Below are 24,989 nucleotides of genomic sequence, written 5' to 3' on the forward strand. Positions count from 1 at the left end.
ACAGTACTTCCGGGCAGGCGCTTGGCGGGGGCGTCCGGGCCCGCCTCAGGCGGGGGAGGGGCCGGGCGGTGTGCGGGTCAGCAGGAGGAAGCTCCCGCCCTGGCCGAGGACCAGGCCGAGGTTGGCCAGCGCGTAGGCCCACCAGAGCCAGGCCAGGCCGCCCGCCGCGGCCACGGGGAAGGCGGCCAGGGCCAGCAGGCCGAAGCACACCGCGAAGGCGTACAGGGGCGGGGTGGTGCGCTTGAGCGCGAGCAGACCCATGCCGGGCATCGCCTGCACACCGTCGGCGAGGACGACCACGAACAGGGCGGGGACCAGTGCGGTGACCAGGGCCACGACCTCCGGGTCCGGTGTGAGGACCCCGACGACCGGGACGACCGCCGCCCTGACCAGGAGCATGCTCAGTGCGATGACCGGCAGCGCCAGGGCCAGCCCGGCGAGCAGTGTCCGCCTGACCTCGGCGAACCCCTTGTCCGAGCGGGTCTCGTCCCCCGCCGGGGAGGGCCGGCCGGGAGCCGGGGGGGTGTTCCGGGGCGCTGCCCGCGCGGCGCGGGCCATGAACGGGACCGCGGCCTGGCCGGTCGCGGTCGCGGGCAGGAAGACGAAGGTCACCAGGGTCACCATGACCTGGTGGGCGGCGGCCTCGGTGGATCCGATCCGGGCCACCGCCATCGCGAGTAGGCCCAGCACCCCGAACTTGATGAGCATCGTCGAACCCATGGGCAGGCCGACCCGGGCGATGTGCCAGATCCCCGCCCAGTCCGGGGAGCCCGGGCCGAGGTTCTGCCCGGCCAGGACGGTTCCGCGCCGTAGCAGGGTGTGGGCCACGGCCGTGACCGCGAGCGCGGTCAGCAGGACGGCGAGTCCCGCGCCGGTGGCGCCCAGCCCGAGTACCAGGACCAGTGCGGGCACCAGCACCACGGACAGGGCGGTGCCGACCAGGCCCACCGTCATCGCCTGTCCGGACCGGCCCAGGCCGATGAGCAGGGTGGTTGCACAGGCCTGGAAGGCGTTGGCGAGCAGGGCGAGCGCCATCAGGTACGGGAGGAGGCCGAAGGCCGCCACCGTCTGGTCGGGGACCCCGATCAGACGGGCGACCAACGGGACCGAGGCCACGACGGCGCTGCCGAGGAGGCCGATGCACAGGGCCAGCCAGAGGGCGTTGCGGACGGTGGGGACGAGCGCGGCCGGATCCTCGGAGTTGCCAGCCACGAAGGGCATGGAACCGCGCAGCGCGCCCTGGACCACCATGGAGGCGGGGTTGTACAGGGCGACGGTCATCGCGTAGGCGGCGAGTACGGCGGTCCCGGTGTGGCCCAGAACGCCCGCTGTGACCATGGTCCCGAAGACCGAGGCGGCCATGGAGAGATAGAGCGGAAAGGCCTTTCCGGCGATGTTACCGACCAGTCGGGGGAAGGCGGGTCGGGGTTCCCCGGTGAGCGGGGGCACGGGTGTCGGCGCGGTGGCCGTGGCGGGGGCTTCGTGCGGGGGCTCCGACGGGGATCCCGGCTGCTGCTCGGGGGTCTGATCGGTGGTGTCCCGCGGACGTTCGTCGGCCATGGCTTTCCTGTCGATGCGGTCTCAGAGGTTTCCCGGAAAAGTTATCAGCGCCTTTTCCGAAGATTCCCTGAGTTTTTGCTTCGGCGCTTGTCGTGTGCTCTGATCGAGGATTCTCCCTTTCTTGGGAAGGTGTTTTCTCGGGTGGGCGCGCACCCGGGGCGCCTGGGATGACCGCAGGTGCGGACGGCCGCCGTGGAGCAGGCCGCGGGACGGTTCGCGGGACCGATCCCACCCGGATCCGGACTGGAAGTGACCAGAAGCGGCCAGTGATGACGGTGTGACCGGGGATGCCTGTGTGGTTTCGGAACGGGTGCGCGAACGAACCCGGGCCGCGCGCTGGCCGGGACGCGGCAGGGTGGCGGGGACGGTCGCGGAACGGATCCGGCGGCAGGCGAGGGCGGCGGTGCGGGTCGGGGCGGGTGGTTGGCGGCGGACTGCACCGATTTCCTTTCCTTCTCATAACGGACTCACCGAGGGTGTCCGGTGGAGGCGGCCCCGGATTCCGCCCCGCGGGCCGCTCCGGGCCGGACGCGCGCAGGCGCGGGGGCCTTGGCGAACAGGCGCTTCCGGTACTCCGGACGGGGTACGGGGGTCCCGTGGCGGAGGGGCGCGAGCCGGTGTGAATCGGTCCCGGGCGCACACGGAAAAGGGGGATCGCGGCATCGGGTGCCCCACAAATTAGGTAGATTCGCAGAACCACGGGATCGAATGTGCTATCCCGGCACAGCCCACCACAACCGTCCCTGATGTGTGGAAAGCTGCCCCCAATGGACTTTTCCCTTCCCGCTCTGCCGCCGAACGTCACCCCTCTGACCGACGGCGACCCGCTCCAGGTGGGCCGCTACCGGCTGATCGGGCGTCTGGGCGCCGACGCCATGGGCACCCTCTTCGCCGGGGTCTCCCCTGACCACGAGCCGACAGCCCTCATGATCGCCGGTGCCGAGTGGGCCTCCGAGGCCGACGTGAGCGGTGAGGCCGTGCCCGCGCGCCTGTTCGGCGGCGTGTGCGCGGTGGGCGTGCGGGACAGCGGCACCCACGAAGGGCGCCCGTGGTCCGCGATCGCCTACGCACCCGGCCTCGGGCTGCAGCAGCACGTGCGGGTACACGGGCGCCTGAGCGGTGACGCGCTGCTGGTGCTGGCCGCCGGGATCGCCGAGGCGCTCGCGGCCATCCACGCCGCGGGCACCGTGCACGGCGACATGCGGCCCGGCAACGTGGTGGCCTCCGCCGACGGCCCCAAGGTGCTGGACTTCGGGATCACGGCGCGGATCGACGGTGCCGCGCCCGTGCAGAGCGCCAAGAGCCTGGGCTGGCTGGCCCCCGAACGCTACGAGGGCACGGACGCGTCCCGGGCCTCCGACGTCCACGGCTGGGCCTGCCTGGTGGTGTTGGCGGCCACCGGCGAGCCGCCGTTCGGGACCTCCCCGGCCGGGCACACCCCGGGGCGGATCCCCGGGCAGATCCTGTGGGAGATGGCCCGCCGGGCGCGTGAGGCCCGCGTTGACCTGAGAGCGCTCCCGCGGGAGCTGCGTCCGCTGCTCGAACGTGCGTTCTCCCCGGATCCGGCCCAGCGCCCCTCCGCGGAGGACGCGTACCTGGAATGCCTGCTGATGCTCGGTATCGACGAGCAGGCCACCGCCGAGACCTGGCCGGAGGCGCTCCGCGCGCTCATCGGTCAGCACTGGCCGGTCCCCGACCTGAGCTGGCACGACCCGGCCCGGTGGACCGACGCCGCCCTCGCCCTGGAACAGGAGCGGGCGAGGACCGGCTCCGGAGGCGCCGGGGCCAGGGAGGTTCCCGCCGTCCCAGGGGGTCAGGGCGCCGGCGCGGGCACCGGACCTGGAGCCGTCGCGAACGACGGGTGGGGGCCGGAATCGGCCGCCGAGGCCTACGGTCACCCGCCCGCGCGGCTCCCGGGCGGTCAGAACGGGCCCGCCCCGGGGCTCAGCAGCTCCGGCAGGACGGGGGCGGCCCAGGACCAGGGGGCCGCCGCCTACCTGTTCGGCCCCGCGCAGACCGGCGCACAGGACCTGTCGGCGATGGGCGACGGGATCGACCCCGAGGACGAGGAGCCGACCGGTCGCGGAAGCAGGCTCGGTGTGTGGCTCGGCGTGGGCGCACTCGGCATGGCCGCGGTCCTCGGCGGCGGCTACCTGCTGTTCGACTTCCTGAAGGAGTCACCCGCCGACACCGTCGTCGCCGAGGAGCCCACAGCGGATCCGGACGGGGACGGCGCCGCGGACGACGAGGACCCCGGGGACGCGGCAGCCCCCGAGGCTCCGGACTGCGACGACGCCGAACGAGTGGGAGCCCAGCAGGCGCACGCGCCCTGGCGCCCCTTCAACCCCGAAGCGGCCTCCCCGGACGTGTACGCCGCGCTCCTCACCCCGGGGCCCGAGGGCCAACCGAACACCAACCCCGACGCCTGGCCGTTCGTCTCCCCGCTCGACCACGACACGGTCGACTTCGGCCTGGTCTCGACGGGCCTGGAGGCCTTCCCGGTGGTGAGCGTGTGCATGACCGGGGTACGGGACACCGGTTCGGGGGTCGAGTTCACGGCGGAACTCACCTACCACCCGAACGTGGGATCCCACCCCGTGTACGCGGAGGACTTCCTGACACTCACACCGCTCGACCCGCAGACCAGCAGCGGGTCGGACAGGGAGGTGCTCCGCGGCGGGAGCGGCAGTGAGTTCAGCGTCCCGTTGACGACTCTGGCGGTGCTGGACCCGGAGAACCCCTCTGCCGAGATCACCGTGCAGATCCAGGGCGCCCCGGGACGGGCGGGGGTGGCCTACCGGCCCGCGGCGTACTCGAGCGCGCTGGCCGGTGACGTGAGCGGGCACTGCTACGACGTGGACGGCACCCTGGAGTGGCGCGACCAGGACCGGCTGGGCTCGGAGTCCTTCGCCCTTCCGGGCGATGCGCCGGGCGAGAGCGACATGACGCAGTGCCCGGCCGGCGAAGGCGACGGCGAAGGCGACGGGAACTGACGGAACGGTCGGCGCCGACCGGTCCGCGGCCCGACCAAAGACGCCTTGACCCCCGACCGGACGGCTGCCTATATTGCGTGTGCGTCGCGTGCGTCCGACCAAAGAGCAGTGGGCCGGTCGGACCGTATGGAGGCGCCTTGACATGTTCGGGGAGCCAATCGTGGGCACACACTTCGCGTACCGGATCTGAGCGGCTGAGCCGTTCGCGGCGCCGGTGAGGTGCGGCCGTCGAGACCGCGGGGCCCAGGGGCCCGCGGAGTCCGGCGAGCGCCCGGCCCGCGTACCGGCCGTTCGACCGCCTGTCGGCACAGGCAGACGATTCCGGCGGTCTCCCCGAACACACTCCCATCCGGTCGCACGGCCTTCCGCCCCGGCGCACCGGACCACGCGCTTCAGCTCTGCAGTGCTCCTGCCCTGACCGCAGACGAACCGTGCCACAGGTGTGCCTCCGGGGACGACCGCCTCCACAGACCCCAGTGAGAGGACCGTCCCTTGACGGAGAACGACCAGAACAAGCCGGAGAACGAGAACCCCGACGACGAGACCGTCGCGGTGGCGACCACGGGCGGGGGCCGGGCCGAGGAGGGGGAACGGACGCCCGCACCGGCACCGCACCCGCGCCCCGAACCGGTGGTGAGCCCGTGGAACGAGCCGGTGGTCGAGGAGTTCCGCGCCAACGGCGGCCGCGTGGGCGGCGTGTTCGAGGGCGGTGACCTGCTGCTGCTCACCACCACCGGGGCGCGCTCGGGGCGGGAGCACACCACCCCGCTCGGTTTCCTGCGGATCGACGGCCGCGTCTACGTGGTGGGTTCCGCGGGCGGTTCACCCAGACACCCCGACTGGTACCGCAACCTGCTCGCCCACCCGATGGCGCTCGTGGAGATGTCGAACGACGACAGCCACGAAGCCGTCGCCGTGCCCGTGGAGGGGGCGGAGCGGGACCGGGTCTTCCAGGAGATCGTCCGCCGCGAACCCGGGTTCGGCGAGTACCAGGAGCAGGTGGAGCGGCGGCTGCCGGTGGTGGAGCTGCAGCGCTCCGACCTCTCCGGCCCCGCCGAGGTCGACAACCTCGCGGACAAGCTGTTCCAGATCCACGCGTGGCTGCGCGGCCAGCTGGTCCACGTGCGCAGGGAGGCGGAGCTGTACCTGGCCGGACGGGAGTCCGCCGGGGCGGCGCACCCGATGGGGCTGAACCTGCGGATCCGCCAGCACTGCCTGGCTTTCTGCGAGTCCCTGCACTTCCACCACACCAGCGAGGACACGGCGTTCCCGCAGCTCGCCGAGGGCTTCCCCCACCTGCGGGAACCGGTGGAGCGGTTGATCAGGGAACACCGCGCGGTCGACCGGCTCCGGGGCGAACTGGAGGGTCTGCTCACCGGCCTGGAGACGGCGGACCCGGTGCGGTTCATGGCGGAACTGGACCGGCTGACCGAGGAACTCCAAGCCCACCTGGAGTTCGAGGAGGGGGCGCTCATCCCCACCCTGGCCGAGATCCCGTTCCCGCCCCCGGGACCGGCACAGTAGCGGCCGCGGGGTGTGGCCGGGGCCCGGCCACACCCCGGGAAGCGCACACCGAACGCGTCCGGTGTGCGTGCGGCGGGCCCCTAACCACCGAGGATGGTGCCGAGATTGACCTCGGTGCCCAGGAACATCGAACCGACGATGAGGATCAGCAGGCCCGGAAGCAGGGTCACCGCGGTCACCATCGTCACCCTCGGGTTGAGCTGCTGGGCCTTGCGGCGCATGTACTGGGCGTCGGCCCGGCGCATGTCCCTGCTGATGTTCACCAGGGTGTCGCTCAGCGGGGCGCCCAGCTCCTCGGCCTGCTGGATGGCGGTGACGAACTTGCTCAGCGAATCGTTGCGGTTGCGGCGGCGCAGGGAGTCGAAGGCCTCCCGGCGGGAGATGCCCAGCTCCATCTGGCGGAGTGCGATCGTGAACTCGTCCGACAGCACGCCCGGCATCGACGCCGCGACCCGGCCGACCGCGGCGCGGAACGACATCCCCGCGCTCACCGTGACCGCGAGTACGTCCAGGAAGTCCGGTAGCTGCGTCTGCACCTGGTCGGCTCGCTCCTGGGTCTGCACGTACAGGTTCAGGTCGGTCAGGCCCATGAACGCCACCGCGAACAGGGCCAGGAGCGGACTGCTGTCCGAGACGAGTACCAACAGCGCGAGCGTGCCGTAGATGGTGACCTCACCGATCTTGCGCTGCACGTACCGTTCGGCGGTCAGTCCGTCCGGGCGCCCCGCCGCCTCGATCCGGGCCGCGATCGACCTCCTCTGCTTCGTGCTCAGCGAGGCCAGTACCGAACGGGAGAAGGGGCGTCCGATCGCCTCGGTGATCCGGTGCAGGAAGAAGGTCTCGTCGCTCTTGGTGCGCACCGGGGCCTCGACCGGGTCGTCCACCGGAACCCGCGTCTGCGACAGGGTCAGGTACAGGCCGTAGACGCCGACCAGTACGACCAGGGCGGAGGCGAGCGCGGCCGCGAGGGGCAGAAGGTTCATCGGGGGTGTCCTTCGGGGCGGAGGGCGGGTTGCGGGGAGAGGCCGCGGCTACAACCTGAACTTGGTGATCCGGGAGACCAGCACGAAACCGACGGCGAACAGCGCCGCCACGACCAACAGCACCGCGATACCGGCCGCGCTGCCGGTCATCGTGCGCATGATCCCCGGCTGGATCGCGTTGATCAGGAACAGCGCGCCCACCGACATGAACCCGAGGGCCCACACGGTGGACGTCGTCTCGCTGAGGATGGTCCGCACCTCGCGCCGGGTCTCCTTGCGGCTCTCCAGGGTGGCGGAGATGTTGCGCAGCGCGGTGACCAGGGAACCACCGGACCTGGAGGCCACCAGCAGAGTGGACAGCAGCACACCGAGCTCCCGGGAGGGCATACGTTCGCGCAGGTCGGAGATGGCCTCCTCGAAGGTCGCGCCGAGTTTCATCGACTCCGCCAGCCGGCCGAGCTCCTCACCGGCCGGACCGTCCAGCTCGTCCGCCGCGATCGCCACCGCGGTCGGCAGCGCCAGCCCGGCCGAGGTCGCGTTGCCCAGGACCCGGGCCAGGTCGGGTAGTTGGTTGGTGAACTCCTCGCGCCGCTTGGCCTCGGCCCGGCGCAGGTAGGAGAAGAACAGGAACGCCACCCCGACGGCGGCCAGCAGCCCGAAGAACGGGGCCAGCACCTGCCAGACCACCACGACCGCCAGCAGGGAACCGGCCGCCAGGGCCGCGACGAACGTGGCCGGACGTACGTCCGTGCCGGAACGGGCCAGCCTGCGGCTGAGCCGGGCGCCCCACTGGGTGCGGTGCAGCCTGGCGTCCAGCCTGGCCATGGGGGTGGAGGCAGCGTAGTCCGCCTGCGCCAGGGCGCTGCGGGAGGCGATCATCCGCCGCTGCTCGGCACTGGTCACGAACTCCCGGACCGCCCACAGCACCAGCAGCAGAACCAGGGCGAGGCCTCCGAGGATGGCCGCTATCTGCCAGTTCACCCGGTCTCCCTTCGGGTCGAGGTCGTCCGGACGGACGCGGTACGGGCGCTCACCGGCGGCCCTGGGTTCGTTCGTCGGCGACGACCCCGAACGAGGAGGGGACGCTCTCGCCCACCTGGTAGATCCGACCGGCGACGTGGCGCGGCAGCGGGTAGTGCCGGAACTGCCCCTGCACGGCGCGGTCGGGGTTCACCGGTAGCGCGGCGAACTCCATCAGCCGGTCGAGGCGGAACTCCTCGCGTCTGCGCGAGGACACCACGGCGATCTCGTTGATCCGCCGTGAGCCGTCCGGCCAGCGGCCCAGGTGCACGACGGCGTCCACCGCGTTGTTGATCTGGTCGCGGATCGCCTCGTAGGGGATCTGGCCCTCACCCATGGTCGCCAGGGTCTGCAACCGGTGGATGGCGTCGTCCGCGGAGTTGGAGTGCACCGTCACCAGGGATCCGTCGTGGCCGGTGTTCATCGCCTGGAGCATGTCGATGGTCTCCGAGCCCCGGACCTCACCGACGATGATGCGGTCCGGGCGCATCCGCAGGGCGTTGCGCACCAGGTCGCGGATGGCGATCGCTCCCCGCCCCTCGATGTTGGCGGGGCGCGACTCCAGGCGCACCACGTGTTCCTGCATGAGCTGGAGCTCCGCGGAGTCCTCGATCGTGACGATCCGTTCGCTGCTGGGGACGAAGGCCGACAGCGCGTTGAGGAAGGTCGTCTTACCGGTGCCGGTGCCGCCCGACACCACGATGTTGAACCGGGCCCGCACCATCGCCGACAACAGCACGCCGGTGGCCTGGTCCAGGCTGCCCATCCGGACCAGGTCCTCGATCGGGTAGGGCTTGGGGAAGCGCCGGATGGTCAGGACCGGCCCCGACAGCGACAGCGGGGGGATGATCACGTTGACCCGTTCGCCGCTGGGCAGGCGGGCGTCCACCATCGGTGAGGACTCGTCCACCCGCCGGTTGACCAGCGAGACGATGCGGTCGATGGTCTGGTAGAGCTGTTCCTCGCCGTTGAAGGCGGCGTCGACGCGCTCCATCCGGCCCTCGCGTTCCACGAACACGTTGTCGGGCCCGTTGACCATGATCTCGGTGACGCTCTCATCGGCCAGCAGCGGCTCCAGCACACCCAGCCCCAGGGCCTCGTCCACGACCCTGCGGATCAGCACCGAACGCTCGCGGTCCGACAGCACCGGGCCCTCACGGGACAGGATGTGCCCGACGACCTTCTCCAGCCGGACCCGGCGCTGGGCCAGGGTCAGCCGGGTCAGGTCCTCCAGGTTGATCTCCTTCAGGAGGCGGCGGCGCCAGTGCGTCACGCTGCCGCGGTCCGCGCGGTCCTCGACGGCGCGGTCCTCCTCCAACCGGTCCTTCAGCCCCATGTTCCTCGTCTCCTCCCTTGGCGGTGCCGTGGTGGTGCGGGGGCGCCCGCACCGCCTCACACGTTCGGCATGTCCACCCGCCGGGTCAGCGTCAGGTCGAACCCCACCGACGAGAACACGATCGGCAGCGGGTGCGAGACCTCGACGTAGTACCCGTCACTGTCGTTGGCGCCGCTGGTGACGGTCGCGTCGTCCAACCAGCCGGGCAGGGCGCTGTGGGCCGCCGCCTCGGCGCCCGTCAGCTGTTCGGTTCCGGCCACCCTGGCCCCGGCCCGGGCCGCCGACTCGATCCGTTCCATCGCCACGAAGGCCAGGAAGGCCTCGATCGCCACCACCACGGCGAACAGCAGGATCGGCAGGATCGCGGCGAACTCCAGGATGGGGCCGCCCCGGTCGCGGTCCCGGCGGGGGGCGCGACCGAGCAGCAGACGGCGGGACCAGCGGCCGAACAGCCGTCGACGGGGCCGGCGGGCGGCGGACGGTCCGGTCACCGGTCCGCCTCCCCGGCGTCGGGCAGGCCGCGCGGAGTGACCTCGGTGACGACCTTCGCCTCGCCGGTGATCTGCCACGGGCCCGACGTACCGGGTAGGAACACCGGCATGTCCAGGCTCACCCGGGCGTAGCGCCCCCCGTCGCGTTCGACGATCTCGGTGGACAGCACGTCCTCGGCGTCCCAGGGAGCCCGTACCCGTTTACGCGCCTCCTCGTCGATGCGTTCGAGGTCGTCCGGGGTGACCGCGGCCTGTCGGGCCGCCTCGGCGGCCCCGTGGGAGGCGTACATGGCGGTGACCCCGAGTAGCAGTACCTGCCAGACCAGTGCCAGCGCCAGCATCATGAACGGCACCATCGCGGCGAACTCCACGAAGACCGCGCCGCGGTCCTCCCCGGAGCGCCGGGAACCACGGCGGCCCCGAGGAGCCCGCGTTCGCCCCGGGCCCCGGCGGTCCTCAGCCACCGAAACCTCCCCTCGGCCCCGGTGACCCCTGTCCCCAGGGGTCGGACGTGCCCGTCTGGGCCCCGTACCCGTTGACCTGCTGCGGGCCCGAGGCGTTGAGGAAACCGGACACGTCCCGGGTGGAGGGGCCGGTCTGTGTACCGGGCGCGCGTGAGGCCAGCGCGGCCAGACCCGGGGGGAGGCCGCCGGAGGCCGTGGTGTTGCCGATCCTGCTGCCACTGCCGCCGGCGGTCGGCGGTGCGAGCAGGTCCAGTTCCGAGGCGAGTCGGGCGAAGGCCTTGCGCAGCCCCTCGTCGGTGACCTTGGTGGGGTCGCCGTTGTTCTCGCCGGGTTCCAGTGCCCGGTAGGCGGCGGGGACGGGAGTGCGCAGCACCTTGGTCCCCAGCAGCTGCTGCAGGAAGTCAGGCTGGATCTCGTTCTTGCGGCTGTGCCGGGTGACCAGCGAGTACACGTCCTCGTGGGAACGGATCTGCAGCCGTTCCCACATCGCCATCAGCCGCTGCGCGCCGCGCAGCGCGGGGACGTCCGGGGTCACCGTGACCACCGCGCTGTCGGCCAGTTCCACGGCCATCGCGGTCGCCTCGTTCATGTTGGATCCGCAGTCCACGATCACCATCTCGTACCGCGAGCGCAGGGCGCTCAGGATCCGGCGGGTGGCCCGGGCGTCGACGTCCTCGCCGCGCTCACCGTGCTCCGGCGCCAGCAGCACGTGCGGGCCGCGCGGGTCCACGTAGAGGGTTTCGGAGAGCATGCCGGGGCTGATGTCGTCGGCGGCGTCCACCAGGTCCGCGATGGATCTGCGGTGCTGGAGGTTGAGGAAGGCGGGAAGGTCGCCGGCCTGCAGGTCCAGGTCGACCAGGCACACCACCCGGTCCCGGCGGGCCGCGGCCATCGCCAGGTGCACGGCGCAGGTGGTGGTGCCCACCCCGCCCTTGGCGCCGCTGACCGTCACGATCCGGCCGCGCACCCCCGAGGCCGGCAGGTCGAACGCCGCCGACTCCAGGTGGCGTCGGAGCGTCCGCGACCACTCCGCGGCCTTGGCGATCCGCGTCTCCAGCTCGGTCAGCCCGGAGTCGGCGGAGAGCACGCCCCGGGCGCCCGCCTCCATGGCTCCGGTGAACGTCTCCGGGTCCATGGAGGAGGAGACGAGCAGGATGGCCAACTGCGGGTGCCGGTGCGACAGGTCGCGGACGGTCTCCAGGACCGGGGCGGGTCCCAGGTCCTGGTGGACCAGGACCACGTCGAGCTCGGGGTGCTCGCCGGCCCCGTTGATCAGGTCCGTGCCCGTGCGCCGGGTGGCCACGAGGTCGGCCCCGGCCAGTTCCTCGAAACGCGCGGCGAACACCATCTCCGTCTCGGATGTGGGCATCCCCGCCAGGACTCGGAAGTTCACCGGTACCTACTCCCCCTGCGGCGTACGCCGCTCTTCGGTCTGTTCACCATCGGACGGTTGCGCCCCCTGGTCGTCAGCGATCTCCTCGATGATCTCGTCGAAGTCACCGCTGCACACCTGGGGTTCTCCGGCGTCTCCACCGCCCGCGGCGCTGACCAGGGCCAACCGGAGCTTGGTGGAGAACTCCTCGGCGTAGGCCAGCTGGAGGGCGGCCTGCGGGTCGAGCCGGAAGGTCACCGGGACCACGCCGGTCACCCCGCCGCCCTCCTCCTCCTGGCTGCGCAGCTCCCCGATGTCGAGGACCTCCACCTCGGTGATGACCCGGGTCGCACAGGCCTCACCGTGGTCGCGCGCCTGGAAGGTGCCGTAGATGTCCACGACCGAACCGCGCTGCACCTTGCCCGCCACCCCGGTCTCGGCGTTGACCATGATGGCGATCTCCCGCTCGCCGGTGGTCAGGGTGGGCTGCGGCTCGACCATGCCGCGCTGCAGGATGGCCCCGGCCTCCAGATGGGTGGAGGCCACCAGCTCCTGGCCGGAGGGGGTGTCGACGTCGGACAGGTCGGTGATGAAGACCTCCGGGTCGAAGTAGGCGGCGGGGACCTCGACCCTTTCGACCGAGTCCTGGCCGATCGGCTGGTAGGCCTCCACGGGTTCGGCCAGACGCAGGACGGTGGAGAACCGGCCCATCTGTTCCTGCTGGCTGTTGAGGTAGGCGAAGACGGAGGCGAACACGGCGACGGCGCCGATAGCGGCCACGACCATGAGTAGGACACCGCGTCGCTGACGGGGGTTCATAGGGGGTGGTTTCCGTTTCCAGTGTCGTCGTGGGCCTTCCGCCCGGGGAGGGAGCGGGGCCCTAGCGGGAGTAGGTCCGTGGCGGGTCCGGCTGCGGGGCGCGGCCCGGGAACGCCGGGCCCTCGGGCGGGGCGAGGGGCCCGTGTCCCGGGGGAGGGGCGTGTCCGTTGGCCGGTCCTGCGGCTGTGGCGGGGTGGTGTTCGGGCGGTGCGGGGGCGGCGGGGTTCCCGGTCGGTGCCGTGGCGCCGGCCCGCCCGTCGCGGTGCCGTACGGGGTTCTCTCCTGGCACGGGGTGTCCGTTCGGGGGTCGGGGGTGTGCGCCGTGGGCCGCGGCGGGGCCCGGGCGGGGTGTCTGGGCGGAACCCGTGGTCGAGTTGGCCGAGCAGAAGGGGCAGGGTTTGGCGGACATGGGTTCACCGCACCAGGAGCAGGCGCTGGCTCTGACGGAGCCCGCAGCGTAGGCGAGGGCCTGCGGATGGGCGCTCAACGCCACGAACTCCACGTATTTGGCGGTCCCCCAGTAGGCGCTGCCGAGGGGCTGGGCGGGCAGGAGCCGGGTGGCCACCGGCTGGACGGCCCGGGGCAGGTGCTCGTCGAACACGCCGGTGATGCCCGGGTCCGGGGTGGAGTACAGCAGCTGTACCGGCTGGACCGGGCGGAAGGGCAGCCCGGCCGCGACCTCGGCAGGGCGCAGCCGGCCCACCTGCGCGGTGGGGGCGCAGTAGGCGAGGAAGGACACCGTGGGCGCGTACGAGCCCATGTGCTGGCGCAGGCTCGTGGGCAGGGTGGAGAGCCCGGAGACCGTGCGCAGCCAGGCCCCGGCCAGCAGGTGTTTGGGGAGCTCCTCGCAGAGCGCTGCGACCACGCCCGGCGGCAGGTAGGGGGACAGGTAGGCGAGTTGGTCGGCGACCAGGGACAGGGCCAGGGGGGACAGGTCGATACCGATCCCGGCGATGTGGTCGGTGCGCAGGGAGCCCCGGGCGAAGTTGACCGCCCGTTGGGCGTCCGAGGCCTGCCAGGCCGGGTAGAGCGCGACGACCTTGCGGCCCGCGCCCACCTCCTGCCCGGCGAAGGCGACGAAGGCGGCGCTGCGCGCGCCGACACCGTCACCCCGCATGGTGAACCGTCGGGCTCCGGCCTCGCCCACGTGGCCCGTGCTGGGGATGTCCGCCAACAGGGCTACGGTCGTCGCCGACCGAGGTAGGGCATTGGACACTGGGAAAGCTCCATCGGATCTACGCACTCGGACGGTTTCGGATGCTGCAGAGGCGCCCCGCGTCTCAGGTGCCACTCGCACGCATCGTAACGAATGGGTGTGGCGGAGCGGGAGGTCCGGTATTCCCCGCCTCGGGAAACGGGTGCCGTGGCGCGGTGCCGTTTCTGCTGGGGGGCCGGCGCGGCCCGGTCGGTGGCGGCAGGCCTCCGGTGCTGGCGGAGAGGGCCGGGTTCCCGTGCTCGCATCGGGTGTACCTCGTGGGGGAGTGGACGGAGATGGCCGCATGTGGCCACCCGACGTTGCACCTTTTTTGCTGAAAGTTCTTTTTGTCCCTTTGTTTTCTCTCGCGAGTCGAACTCTCGTGCTGGTCGGTGGACTGGGGGTCGGGGGCGAAGGGGCGGAGCCCGCCCCGGGGCAGAGGCTCCTGAGGAGACGGGAGAAAAAGCTGTCGCTCATCCAAGGATGCCTCCCCGTGCCGGTCCCCACCAGGGCCACCGGTCATCCCTGTGGACAACCCGTCGTAGAAGTGTTCCGGCGGCGTGAGCGGAGCCACCTGCGCCCCTCAGGCACCACCCGCCACGGATCGGAAAGAGGGGGAAAGGGGTGGTGGTGAGGTCGGGGCGGTGCCGCGTGCGTCTCGTTCGGGGTTGTCCTCCCCGACAGGCGGGAACGAATCAGGAGGACTTCGCGTCATATCTTAAGAAGTCACATGCCCCCTGAGGAGACGAACACGATGCGCAAGGCAAACCGGGCCGCGGCCGGCGCGGCCGCTTGGCAGGTCATCCAGAACACCGACGGCCGGGTCTCCGTGTGGCAGCGCGTCCGCGCGGTTCCGCGCATGGTCGGGGCGAAGCTGCGCGGCCGCTACCACGAACTCAGCGGCGGCAAGCTCTTCATGATGCTGGTGCTGGTCGGCTACGTCGTCTCCCCGATCGACTTCGTCCCCGAGCTGATCCTCTCGGTCTTCGGCCTGGTCGACGACATCGCCGTCGCCGTGTGGCTGACCACCATGGCGCTGGGCGAGAGCGAGCGCTTCGTCATCTGGGAGCGCGAGCACCAGGCCCAGGAGGCCTTCGACCGGGCCAACCCGCAAGGGCCCCAAGCCGACCAGCCGGGACAGCGCCCCGGACAGCCCGGGCAGAGCGCCCCGCAGGGCCGGTAGCCCGGTCGGGGCACGAGAGCCCGGACCGCACACCATCGCCGAGCCGCGTACTTCTGTCGAGCCGAACCGTGTCCGAGGAGGCCCAGCCCTCCTCGGACACGGTCGTTCCCGGGGGGCGGTCCCGCGTGGCACGGTCCCGCCGACAGGTGCGGGAAGCCCGTCAGGGTCCCGGACCCGAGATCACTCGGTTCCGTCCCGGACGGGCCGGAAGCCCTGGGTGCGGATCATGTTCTCCCTGGAGACCGGGGCGCCCATGGCGCGGGACACCCCCCGCGCGGCGGCCACGAGGACCGGCAGGTAGCGGCGCGGGTCTCCGGTTTCGAACGGTACGACCAGGGACAGGGCGGCGACCACGCGGTTGTCGCTGTCGCGCACGGGCGCGGCCAGCCCGACGGACTCAGGGGTCATCGTCCGGGGAGACACCACGAACCCGTCGCGGCGGATCCCGGCGAGGAGGCGGCGCAGCCGGGCGGGGTCGGTGACGGTGTGCGGAGTGGCCGCGTGCAGTCGCCCGCCGAGCACGCGCTCCTGGAACTCGGCCGGTTCGTGGGCGAGCAGGACCAGGCCGGTGGAGGTGGCGTGGACGGGCAGCCGCCCGGCGACCTCGGCGACGTTGCGCCCGGCCTCGGGGCGGGAGAGGCGTTCGAGGTAGAGGACGTCGGTCCCCTCCAGTACACCGATCTGGGTGTGCTCCCGGACCACCGCCTGGAGGTCCTCCATGTAGGGGAGGGCGGCCCGGCTGAGGCCTCGGGCGGGTGAGGAGCGCGAGGCGATCTCCCACAGCCGGTAACCGACGCGCACGCGCTTGTCGGGCCCGCGTTCCAGGGCGCCCAGCGCAACCAGCTCCCCGACCAGACGGTGTGCCGTGGCGACGGGGAGACCGGCACGGCGGGAGATCTCGGAGGCGGTGAGGGAGGGGGCGGGCCCGCCCTCCGGGCCCGCCCCGGCGGCGTCGGGCCCGTTGAAGGTGCGCAGGATCCGCATGGCGCGGCTGAGCACGGAATCCCCTGTCGTCGGCACGGCCGTGTCCACCTCTCCGCTGCTTCACCACTCCTGTTCGTGCGCAAAGCGTACATCTGTCCTTTGGGTGAACTTCTGCTGGTTCCGTTTCTCACCCAGTGGAACCAGGCCTGGTGCCGCCCGGCTCCCCGGGCACATGCTGAGGGTGACCCCGGCACCCACGGACGGAGAACGCGAACCGATGAACGCCGAACACCGCCGGCTCAGGACCCGGGTGGCCGTCATCGGCGCCGGGCCCGCGGGCCTGATGCTCTCTCATCTGCTCTCCCTCTCCGGGATCGACTCCGTCGTCATCGACCTGCGCGAACGCGCCGACATCGAGACGACCGTCCGGGCCGGGATCCTGGAACAGGGCACCGTCGACCTCATGACCGGCACCGGGGTGGGCGAACGCGCGCTCTCCGAGGGACAGTGCCACGGCGGCATCGGAATCCGCAGCCGCGGCGAGACCCGAAGGATCGACCTCTCCGGCCTCACCGGGCGCTCCGTTCACCTCTACCCCCAGCACGAGGTGCTCAAGGACCTCATCGCGGCCCGCCTCGCGGCCGGGGGCGACCTGCGCTTCGGCGTGAGCGGCGTCAGCGTCCACGACGTCACCACCGACACCCCCTCCGTACGCTTCACCGACGCCGACGGCACCCGCGTCGAACTCTCCTGCGCCGTGGTCGCCGGATGCGACGGCAGCCGCGGCGTCAGCCGTTCCGCCGTCCCCGAGAGCGTGCGCACCGACTACTTCCGGGCCTACGAACACGGCTGGTTCGGCATCCTCACCGAGGCCCCGCCCAGCTCCGACGAGCTCGTCTACACGCACTCCGAGCGCGGGTTCGCGCTGATCAGCTCACGCACCCCCAGCGTGCAGCGGATGTACTTCCAGTGCGATCCCGCCGAGGACGCCCAAGCCTGGAGTGACGACCGGATCTGGACGGAACTGCGCACGCGGGTCAACGGCAACGGGTTCGAGCTCAGGGAGGGGCCGATCATCCAGCGCGGGGTCATCCCCATGCGCAGCCGTGTCCTCGCCCCGATGGGCCACGGACGCCTCCTCCTCGCCGGGGACGCCGCGCACGTCGTCCCGCCCACCGGCGCCAAGGGCCTCAACCTGGCCGTCGCCGACGCCGCCGTGCTCTGCCAGGCGCTCGAACGCTTCTTCCACCGGGGTTCGGCGGACCTGCTCGCCGCCTACGGCCGGACCGCCGCGGACCGCGCCTGGCGGGCCCAGCACTTCTCCTGGTGGATGACGTCCATGCTGCACACGGCCGCGGACGGGGACCCCTTCGGACTGCGCCGTCAGCTCGCCGAGATCGACCAGGTCACGGGTTCGAGGGCGGGCCGGACCTTCCTCGCCGAGGCGTACACGGGCTGGCCGATCCCGGTGACCGACCCCGCCTCGGCCATCGCCGACGTGATCACCGCGTCCGCCTCCCGGACCCCCTGAACCCGGACGGCTCAGAGACCGACGAGGCCCTCCCAGATCATCCCGACCAGCCGCAGCGCCACCGCGCCCAGGCCCGCCAGGACCAGGGCCGCCACCACCGCCGTCACCGTGTGGAGCAGCACCGCCGTGGTCCGTCGTGCGGTGCGCGGACGCCGACCGGGCCCGGTCACCGGGCCCGCCCCGTCCGCGTCGGTCCCGTCTGCGCCGGCTCTGCCCGAGCGGCGTGCGTGCCCGGGTTCGGAACGGATCCGGGGAGCGGGGGCGGCGCGGGTCCGGGGCCCGCGAGGCCGGTGAACTGCTCCGCCTCCGGGACCAGCAGCCATCGCAGCAGGGTGGTGAGACTGGGATCCGGGTCTCCCCCGGGGGCCACGACCGCCCCGGTCACGAACACCTCCACCGAGCCGAAGTCGCTCCGGGCCGCCCGCAACAGGTTGTTCAGCCCCATCACCTCCCGCACCCACCGCTCCGCGGGCACGTCGGCCGGCGCGAGGGACGTCCCCGCCAACAGGTCGCCCCGGGTGATCACGACCGCCAGCCGGGACCGCCACAGCCCCCGCCCCGACGCCAGGTACTGCCGCTGGACCTCGTCGCGCACCTGCATGTACGGCCGCTCGGGGTCGGGGGTGAGCGAACGCTCCCCGGCCAGGCGCCGCTGCTCCCCGGCGCCGAGCGCGTTCCACACCGCGGGCACCGACAACGGATCCACCACCAGTACGAACGTCCCGGTCCGGCCCAGGTAGGTGAGCTCCTCGGTGCGGTCAGTGCGGTCGAACCACTCCCCGGCGGCGTCGTACACCTGCAGGAGCAGGGTGCGCGTCCCGGCCGTCACCCGCAGCGCGAGCCCGCGCGCCCGGCGCCCCGGCTGGGTCGGGGGCACCCTCCGGCCGGGGGAGAGAGCCAGTGCGCTCTCGCCCAACCGGTGCCGGGTGTCCTCATCCGCCGGTTCCACCCGGGCCCCCGGACGGCCCGCGGCGGCGTGCTCCAGAGCCGCGTACAGACCGTGGGTGAGCCTGGTCTTGCCCGCCCCGGTCCCCCCGAACAGCGCGACCGGGAGCTCCCGCGCCTCCCCCGGCCGGTGCTCCATGCCCTGGCCGCAGTGCGGGCACAGCGCACCCAGCCCGGCGGCGCCCAGGAGGAGCAGTGTCGGCATGCTCCGCCCGCACAGGCACCGGCGCCGCAGCAGCCCCCGGCGCCCGGGCCGGACGTCGCGGTGCACCCGGCCGCAGCGGTCGCACTCGTGCGAGGGGTAGGTCATGTGCTCGAAGCAGCGCGGGCACAGCATGCGGATCCTCCGGTACCGCAGCAGCCCGCCGTCCACCAGCCGAAGGACGGCCACCGCGGTCCAGGCCCAGGCCAGGTGGGTGAGCACGAGCACGGCCTGTACGGCCAGGTGCGGCAACAGCAGGACCGCGAACGGGCCGGTACCGACCGCGACCCGTGAGCCCACCTCGGCGAGGTCCCACCACGCCGGGCCGCCGTGATAGCCGAACTCGGCGGGGTCCTCCGGCCCGGGTTCGGGCGCACGCGGGTTGTCCCCGTGGAAGAGCACCGCCTGGACGGCCCGGACGTACACCCGGGTGAGCACGGCGAAACCGAAGGCCAGGGCAAGGGACGCCGCTACGGTCAGGGTGCTGAGCAGGAAGGCCAGCACCTTGGCGGGGTCCCCTCCGAAAACGACGCCCAGGGCCACGACGAACCCGGGCACGAGGACGATCAGCCCCGGCACCAGGAAGTCGGAGGCGGCGGAGGCGGGAGAGTGTCCGTTCAAGCTTCGCGCGACCCCTTCCGGAGGCGCCCGAACAGGCCGCCGCCCCCGCCCCGCTCCCGTACCGACCGCGCCCACGCCTCGAACTCCTCCCTCCTCCCGTCGGCCCCGAAGGCCCTGCGGGCCCGACCGGTCTCACGCCGGGACCAGGTGCGCAGCGCCGGTCCCAGCACCTGCCCGAGCAGGCGGGCGTCCCGAGAGGCCGGGTCCGGCGGGGCTCCCGCGCCCAGGGCCAGGGCGGTCCGGAACACGCGCACGGCCAGTTCCGTCTCGGACGTTCGCCTACGCAGGACCGACAGCCCCCGCCTCGGCGGCAGGGCCAACCGCCGGTACGCCGCCCGGCAATAGGCACCGAACACCTCCTCGGCACAGTCGGACAGCGCCTCCGCGGCGTGTTCGGGGCGCCAACGCAGCAACCGGGCGGCCACCCCCCGCAACGCGACCGCGGCGACCAACCGGTCGTCGCCCCCCAGGACGGCAGCCGCGACCGGCCGAAGCCGTGCGGCACCCTCCGCGCGCCCGGGCCGGTCCAGCTCGGCCAGCGCCGCCGAGGCCCCGGCCCATCCGTCGACCAGCCTCCGGGCGTCCTCCGGGAGTAGCCGCCCGAGGCGGTGCCGGGCCAGCTCGTGCAGCGCCCGCTGCCAGTCGCCGTCCTCGTCCTCGTGCGGTCCGGTCAGCAGCGCCCCGGCGATCCAGCGGCCGACCCCGGGGGAGACCAGGGTCCGCTCACCGGCCAGCCCGAGTACCGCCGACACCGCGCAGGGGCGCTGACCGGTCCCCCACACCCGGAGCAGCAGCTCCTCGTCCAGGTCGTGAGCGGCCAGTCCGGGCGGATCCCAGGTGCGGGCCTCCTGCCGCAGCGCCACCACCCCGCGCAGCAGGTGCAGCGGTTCGCCGTCGCCGACGGCGAGCAACCGGAGTTCGCGCAGCGCGGCGGACGAACCGCTTCGGTCCTCGGCGAACAGCGCCCCCGCCGGGCCCGCCGCCAGGTCCGCCAGCACCGGCCGCGGCAGCGCCGCCAACCCCGCGGCGGCGCCCCGGCGCAGCGCCTCGTACCCGTGGACCAGGCGGGCGAGGGCGGGGTCGGGTTCGGCACCCGGCGGGGCAGCGGCCAGGCGCGCGGCGACGGTGCCGTGCCCGTACCGTGCCAGGGCCGGTGCGGGCGGAACCAGGCCCGCGGTCCGTGCCCAGAGCAGGAGCTCCACCGCCCGGTCCGGCGGCGGCACCCGGCCGGCCGCACCGTCGAGCAGGTCGCGGACGCGGTCGCGGGCGGCCTCCCGCACGCGCTCGGAGCGCACCGGCGGCGCCGGGGGCGTCGGGGAACCGGCCGCGATCCGCTCCAGGCAACGGCGCACGGCCTCCCCCTCCAGGCGTTCGGTGAGCTCCGTCGAACCCGCATCCAGGGCCGCCTTCCGGAACCGGACCAGCTCGTCGTCGCGCAGATGCCCGGTGTCGGTGTCCAACAGCCGCTCGATGAGGAGACGGGCCCGTTCCGGGGCCAGCCAGGACACCGCCCCGGGCAGCCAGGCGCGTACCGCGCCCAGGTCCGGGCCGGTACCGCGGCCGGAGTCCTCGGCGAGGGAGGCCGCGGCGAGTACCGGCCGCCAGTCGGCCAACGACCGCTCCGCACCCGAGGAGTAGGGGCGGGCGGCGGACCACAGCGCGGGCGCGCCCTCCACCCCCGTCGCGAGGAGCAGGGACACCACGGCCGCGGTGTCGGGCCCGGGTGGTTCGACGCCCGGGCGGGGTGCTCCGGCGGATTCCGTGGCGTCGGTCCCGGCCGGGATCGTCCCCCCGTCGGGTCCGGTGCGCTGCTCGCACTCGGGGTCGAAGACCGTGAACCGGCTCCGGAGCAGCCGGGTGTCGGTGTGCGGGGGCACCGCTACCACGTGCACCGGGGAGTCCTCCGGGTCGCCGCTGTAGGTCGCGAACGACATCGCCCGAGCGCGCCGGGGCGGTAGCAGGTGGGACAGGGCGGCCACCCAGTGGGCGGCGGCCTCGTCGTCGGCGAGCAGCAGCACGGGGGGACCGCCGTCGATCGCCCCGTCCACCGCGGCCAGCAGCCGCCCGAGGAGGTGCTCCGGGCGGCCGAGCAGCCACAGCGCGGTCCGCCGCCGGTCCAGCGGACCCGGCGGGAGCACGATCCCGGGCAGGTCCGGGGCCGTCACCGGGGTGCTCGCCCAGAAGCCCGCCCCCCACTGCTCGGCGGGCAGGAACGCGCCGCCCCCGACCAGCAGCAGGCTGTGCGCGAAGTAGTTGCCCGGCCGGCCCGAGGGGTCCTCGCCGCTGGAGACGACCCGGCTCAGCACCGGGTACCCGGCCAGGTCGGGGGAGTAGCAGAGGTTGACCGGGTGCCGGTCGGCGTCCCCGGCGTCCCGCGGCCGAGGGGGTTCGTAGACGGTGAAACGTTCCACCTCGCGCAGTACCCGCGGGTCCACCCCGGGGGTCGCCGCGTTGAACTGGTAGCCGGAGCAACCCGACAGGCCGTGTTCGCACGAGGTGTAGTAGAGCTGGGGTGAACCCATCGGCCGTGCCCTTTCCGTGAGGCCGGTGCGGGGGTGTGTGACGCGCGGGCTGCGGGGCGCGGGTACGGAAACCGCGGTCAGGGCGGGGGCCGGGGCGCGCTTCCGGACCGGACGACCCCGAACTCCGAGAGCAACCACAGGAACGGGTCGGCCACCCGGTACGGCCGCACCCCGCCCCGGACCCGGTTGTCGCCGGTGGGGGCGCCGCCCAGGGCGGACACCCCGAAGTAGCGGGCGTTGCGGTAGTGGTTGCGCACGTGGTGGTCGATCCCCGGCCCGTCCCAGCGGTGGAGGAGCTGTTGGATCTGGGCGTGCACGTCCTGGCTGTCGGACTCGTCGAAGAACGGTGCACCCGGCTGCGGGCGGTGCAGCGGTGACCCCTCGTCCATCTCCGCGCGCAGGGCGTCGAGTTTGGTGAGGCACACCGCGATGGGCACCCCGATCAGCCGGTTCGGTCTGCCCTCCCGGCGCATCAGCAGGTCGGTGACGCGCTCCAGCATGTGCACGGGCTGGTTCTCCGGGCCCTCCGGGACGGGCAGCCGGGTCCCGGCCGCGGCCGCCCGGCGGGCTCCGTCCATCTGGAGCGGGTCCAACAGCACGATCACCCCGTCCGCGTTGTTGAGGTAGCGCAGGTTGGCCTCCACGCTCTCCTCGTCGCTCAGGTCCTCCCCGGCGGTGTCGAAGAACGACAGCAGGGTGTGCCTGGGGCGGGGGCCGGCCAGCCCCCGCCGCCGTCCGGTGAACCGGAACAGCAGGGGTGCGCGGGCCGCACCCGCGGCCCGCCGCGTCCCCTGGAGCAGTCGGCCCTCCTCGTACAGGGGTGACTCGTAGTCGGGGCCGAAACGGTGCCGGGTGTGGTCGTCCGAACCGCCCACGGACGCGTCGAACCGGTCGCCGACCCGGTTCCTCAGCTCGTGGATGAGCACCGTCATGAACACGGTCTTGCCCGCGTCCCGCGCCCCCACCAGGGCGATCGTGCGGCCGCGCATCCGCCCGAAGTTCACCGGCATCCGCGCGTGGCACACCGCGCACACCTTGCGGTCGGTCGTCCCCGAACAGGCGGGGCACACCGCCCTGGGGCGCCTGCCGTTGGCCTCGAAGACCGGGGGGAGCCGTTCGCGTCGCCCCAGGTGGTTCCGGAGCGCCCGGTCCTCGGCGGTCGGGCAGATCTCGCCCGACGGGCCCGGCCTGCCCAGGCAGCGGAAACGGATACGGCGTTCGGGAAACGCCGAGTAGCAGTAGGGGCACACCAGACGGGGCCCGTCCCACGGGTTCACAGGCGCAGCTCCCTCACCGGGGGTTGGCGCAGGCTCACAGCCGTGCCCCCGTCCGCGGGGAAGCACATCAGCCAGGCCGGTCCGGGCTCCCGGGGCGGCTGGACCCGTACCGACACCCGCTCGCCCGCGGCCAGGGGCCGGGCCGGAAACGTCGCCAGTACCCGGCCCCGCTCCCCCGAGTGCGGCTGCACCCTGCCCGAGGTGTACACGACCGCCACCTCGGGCATGTGGCAGGCGTCCCGGGAACTGAGGTGCACCATCCGCTCCCGGCGCAGCAGCCCGACCGCCTCCACCTGGTAGTCGAGCACCGCCCTGCCCGGCACGTGCACGCTCACCGGGGTGCTGAGCGACTCACCGGTCTCGGAGGGCACGGCGGTCCGGACCGTCACCACGACCGGCCCGGGGCCCGTGTGCGCCTCGAACCCGCCCTCGGCCTCGTACCGCAGCCGTGATCCGCGCACCGTGCCGGCACCAGCACCGTCCAGCGGAGCGGCGGGGTTCGGGGCCCGGGCGTCCGGGGAGCTCCGGGCGTCCCGCCAGGACACCAGCGCCGCGGCGGTGTGCTCGGGCCAGTCCCAGCTCAGCCGGACCACCGTGTCGAACCGTTCGGCGCGCAGGCCGGTGACCGGGGGAGCGGCGACGACCCGGGTCCGGGCGCCCGCCACCGCCTGACCGCCCGCCACGGTCGCGGCCAGCACGTACACGGTGCCCGCGGGCAGCTGGAGTCCGGCTTCGGCCCGGCCGTCGGGGCCGGTCGACACCTCGCCCGGGACCTCCGAACCCAGCTCCGCCCAGCGGTCGGCGGGCACGGACCGGCCCGGGGGCCACGGCGGCGGCCGCTCGGAGGTGAACAGCACCACCCGGCCCCGGGACGGTGCGGACCACGAGGCCACGAACCCGGCCCCGACCGCGTCCACCGACAGGTCCCGCACCGCGGTCGGTACGGGTCCGGGGCTGGCCCGGCGGACCAGTCCGGCCGAGTTCCGGGCCAGGCCCCGCGAGGTCACGTACACCGCGCGCACCCGGTAGTGGTACTCCGTGTCCGGGAGGACGTCCGTGTCCACGAACACCGACCCGTCGTGCGCGATCGGTACCCCGTCTCCCGGTCCCCGGGGCGGGCCGCCCTCCGCTCGCAGCACCTCCACCCGGACCGCCTCCGGCGGCGTCCGCCAGGAACCGGTCACCGAGGTCTCGTCGGACCGCACCCGCAGGTCGGCGACTTCGGGGGTGATCATCACCGGCTGGCTCCACGCGGCCGGGGACGTGCCGGGGCCGTCGCCCACAGCCACCACCGTGTAGACGGCCTCACTGCCCACAGCAAGCCCCTCGTCGACCACCCGGGTGCCCGAAACCTCACCCACCGGCCTCTCCCGGGCGGTCGCCCCGTGCCCGGTCCGCCGCGTCACCCGGTAGGAGGCCCGTTCGCCCGGGCGGGTGCCGGGCCGCCACGTCACCACCACCCGTCGCCCGTCCACCCGGGCATCCGTCTCCAGCGGCGGGGCTGGTTCGACGGCAGCCCCGCCCTCCGGCGCGGTCTGCGCCTGGAACCGTCGGCAGGCGGTGTCCGAGTCGGAGCCGTCACAGCCCCGGTCGGGTGAACCCTCATCGGGCGGGTCCGTCGGTACACCCCTCCGCCGGGGATTCCCCCGAGCTGGATCCCCCTGCGCTCTCCGCTCGTCCCAGCTGTGGATCCGCTGGTCCCAGGCCATGCTCGCTCCTGTCGGTCGCGCGGATCGCGGTCACCGCCGAACCGGTTCGCCCCCGTGTGCCGGCCCCCGCAGCTGCCTGTTCCGGCCGGTTCGCGGCCGGTCCCTCCTGGGCGGCTGCGGGAAGCGGTTCGTCGGCGTCGAAGAGGTGACGGACGTAGCCGCGCGCCCGGTGGCGGCGACCCGGTCCGCGGCGCGGGCGCGGGATCGGACGGCGGACCCCGGTGGTGCCGGGCTCGGACGCGGGGACGGGTGCGGTGTCGGGTGCGGGTGAGGTCGGGGCCTCGGGGGCCTGACGCTCCGGTTCGTCGGTGGTCTCCA

At 73.3% G+C, this 24,989-nt stretch carries 18 protein-coding genes; 4 read left to right on the plus strand and 14 right to left on the minus strand.

What is annotated here, in order from left to right:
- Positions 1–45 precede the first annotated feature (45 nt).
- Complete coding sequence (locus tag IE195_RS22805) at positions 46–1,560, minus strand: MATE family efflux transporter (protein WP_191275049.1); 1,515 nt, start codon at positions 1,558–1,560, stop codon at positions 46–48.
- A 767-nt stretch (positions 1,561–2,327) separates the two neighbouring features.
- Here IE195_RS22805 and IE195_RS22810 point away from each other — a divergent pair.
- Positions 2,328–4,553, plus strand: coding sequence for a serine/threonine protein kinase (locus IE195_RS22810; protein ID WP_191275051.1), 2,226 nt, complete (start codon positions 2,328–2,330; stop codon positions 4,551–4,553).
- Positions 4,554–5,045: 492 nt separating this feature from the next.
- Entirely contained in the window at positions 5,046–6,077 is a 1,032-nt protein-coding gene (locus IE195_RS22815; RefSeq protein WP_225942511.1) for a nitroreductase/quinone reductase family protein, read from the plus strand.
- An 80-nt stretch (positions 6,078–6,157) separates the two neighbouring features.
- On the opposite strand, the gene IE195_RS22820 is transcribed toward IE195_RS22815, so the two are convergent.
- The 8 genes from IE195_RS22820 to IE195_RS22855 form a co-directional block, all read right to left on the minus strand.
- Positions 6,158–7,060: a type II secretion system F family protein gene (locus tag IE195_RS22820; RefSeq protein WP_191275053.1), complete on the minus strand. Its 903-nt coding sequence runs from the start codon at positions 7,058–7,060 to the stop codon at positions 6,158–6,160.
- Between the two features lie 48 nt (positions 7,061–7,108).
- Entirely contained in the window at positions 7,109–8,041 is a 933-nt protein-coding gene (locus IE195_RS22825) for a type II secretion system F family protein (protein ID WP_191275061.1), read from the minus strand.
- 49 nt (positions 8,042–8,090) lie between these two features.
- Positions 8,091–9,416 carry a TadA family conjugal transfer-associated ATPase gene (locus IE195_RS22830; protein ID WP_191275063.1) on the minus strand — a complete coding sequence of 442 codons (1,326 nt, stop codon included), beginning with the start codon at positions 9,414–9,416 and terminating at the stop codon, positions 8,091–8,093.
- Positions 9,417–9,472: 56 nt separating this feature from the next.
- Positions 9,473–9,907, minus strand: a complete 435-nt coding sequence (locus tag IE195_RS22835; RefSeq protein ID WP_373295676.1) for a TadE/TadG family type IV pilus assembly protein — start codon at positions 9,905–9,907, stop codon at positions 9,473–9,475.
- Positions 9,904–10,263 carry a pilus assembly protein gene (locus tag IE195_RS22840; RefSeq protein WP_225943445.1) on the minus strand — a complete coding sequence of 120 codons (360 nt, stop codon included), beginning with the start codon at positions 10,261–10,263 and terminating at the stop codon, positions 9,904–9,906. Before IE195_RS22840 ends, IE195_RS22835 begins: the two co-directional genes overlap by 4 nt.
- A gap of 100 nt (positions 10,264–10,363) precedes the next feature.
- Positions 10,364–11,764, minus strand: coding sequence for a CpaE/TadZ family protein (locus IE195_RS22845; protein ID WP_191275065.1), 1,401 nt, complete (start codon positions 11,762–11,764; stop codon positions 10,364–10,366).
- A gap of 6 nt (positions 11,765–11,770) precedes the next feature.
- Positions 11,771–12,562, minus strand: a complete 792-nt coding sequence (cpaB, locus tag IE195_RS22850) for a Flp pilus assembly protein CpaB (protein WP_191275067.1) — start codon at positions 12,560–12,562, stop codon at positions 11,771–11,773.
- A 61-nt stretch (positions 12,563–12,623) separates the two neighbouring features.
- On the minus strand, positions 12,624–13,736 hold the full coding sequence (locus tag IE195_RS22855; RefSeq protein ID WP_191275069.1) for a hypothetical protein: 1,113 nt from the start codon (positions 13,734–13,736) through the stop codon (positions 12,624–12,626).
- A 775-nt stretch (positions 13,737–14,511) separates the two neighbouring features.
- On the opposite strand from IE195_RS22855, the gene IE195_RS22860 reads away from it, so the two are divergent.
- Entirely contained in the window at positions 14,512–14,940 is a 429-nt protein-coding gene (locus IE195_RS22860; RefSeq protein WP_191275071.1) for a YkvA family protein, read from the plus strand.
- A gap of 180 nt (positions 14,941–15,120) precedes the next feature.
- On the opposite strand, the gene IE195_RS22865 is transcribed toward IE195_RS22860, so the two are convergent.
- The gene (locus IE195_RS22865) at positions 15,121–15,960 is read right to left on the minus strand and encodes an IclR family transcriptional regulator (protein ID WP_229826398.1); all 840 of its coding nucleotides are present in this window, start codon (positions 15,958–15,960) and stop codon (positions 15,121–15,123) included.
- Between the two features lie 181 nt (positions 15,961–16,141).
- On the opposite strand from IE195_RS22865, the gene IE195_RS22870 reads away from it, so the two are divergent.
- Positions 16,142–17,395 carry a 4-hydroxybenzoate 3-monooxygenase gene (locus IE195_RS22870; protein ID WP_191275073.1) on the plus strand — a complete coding sequence of 418 codons (1,254 nt, stop codon included), beginning with the start codon at positions 16,142–16,144 and terminating at the stop codon, positions 17,393–17,395.
- Between the two features lie 166 nt (positions 17,396–17,561).
- Here the strand turns inward: IE195_RS22870 and IE195_RS22875 are convergent, their stop codons facing one another.
- The 4 genes from IE195_RS22875 to IE195_RS22890 form a co-directional block, all read right to left on the minus strand.
- Positions 17,562–19,163 (minus strand): TRAFAC clade GTPase domain-containing protein, encoded by a 1,602-nt coding sequence (locus tag IE195_RS22875; RefSeq protein ID WP_191275075.1) that lies wholly within the window; start codon positions 19,161–19,163, stop codon positions 17,562–17,564.
- Positions 19,160–21,685: a GTPase-associated protein 1-related protein gene (locus IE195_RS22880; RefSeq protein ID WP_191275077.1), complete on the minus strand. Its 2,526-nt coding sequence runs from the start codon at positions 21,683–21,685 to the stop codon at positions 19,160–19,162. Before IE195_RS22880 ends, IE195_RS22875 begins: the two co-directional genes overlap by 4 nt.
- 77 nt (positions 21,686–21,762) lie before the next feature.
- Positions 21,763–22,962, minus strand: coding sequence for a TRAFAC clade GTPase domain-containing protein (locus IE195_RS22885; RefSeq protein ID WP_191275080.1), 1,200 nt, complete (start codon positions 22,960–22,962; stop codon positions 21,763–21,765).
- Complete coding sequence (locus IE195_RS22890) at positions 22,959–24,437, minus strand: SaeA-related protein (protein WP_191275082.1); 1,479 nt, start codon at positions 24,435–24,437, stop codon at positions 22,959–22,961. Before IE195_RS22890 ends, IE195_RS22885 begins: the two co-directional genes overlap by 4 nt.
- Between the last annotated feature and the right edge of the window lie 552 nt (positions 24,438–24,989).

It is taken from the genome of Nocardiopsis terrae, assembly GCF_014651695.1.
GTDB lineage: Bacteria > Actinomycetota > Actinomycetes > Streptosporangiales > Streptosporangiaceae > Nocardiopsis > Nocardiopsis terrae.

Excerpts from the sequence above, each read along its gene's own strand:
- IE195_RS22805 (WP_191275049.1), bottom strand. The coding sequence starts at position 1,560 with ATGGCCGACGAACGTCCGCGGGACACCACCGATCAGACCCCCGAGCAG.
- IE195_RS22810 (WP_191275051.1), top strand. The coding sequence starts at position 2,328 with ATGGACTTTTCCCTTCCCGCTCTGCCGCCGAACGTCACCCCTCTGACC.
- IE195_RS22820 (WP_191275053.1), bottom strand. The coding sequence starts at position 7,060 with ATGAACCTTCTGCCCCTCGCGGCCGCGCTCGCCTCCGCCCTGGTCGTA.
- IE195_RS22830 (WP_191275063.1), bottom strand. The coding sequence starts at position 9,416 with ATGGGGCTGAAGGACCGGTTGGAGGAGGACCGCGCCGTCGAGGACCGC.
- IE195_RS22840 (WP_225943445.1), bottom strand. The coding sequence starts at position 10,263 with ATGGTGCCGTTCATGATGCTGGCGCTGGCACTGGTCTGGCAGGTACTG.
- cpaB (WP_191275067.1), bottom strand. The coding sequence starts at position 12,562 with ATGAACCCCCGTCAGCGACGCGGTGTCCTACTCATGGTCGTGGCCGCT.
- IE195_RS22860 (WP_191275071.1), top strand. The coding sequence starts at position 14,512 with ATGCGCAAGGCAAACCGGGCCGCGGCCGGCGCGGCCGCTTGGCAGGTC.
- IE195_RS22870 (WP_191275073.1), top strand. The coding sequence starts at position 16,142 with ATGAACGCCGAACACCGCCGGCTCAGGACCCGGGTGGCCGTCATCGGC.
- IE195_RS22880 (WP_191275077.1), bottom strand. The coding sequence starts at position 21,685 with ATGGGTTCACCCCAGCTCTACTACACCTCGTGCGAACACGGCCTGTCG.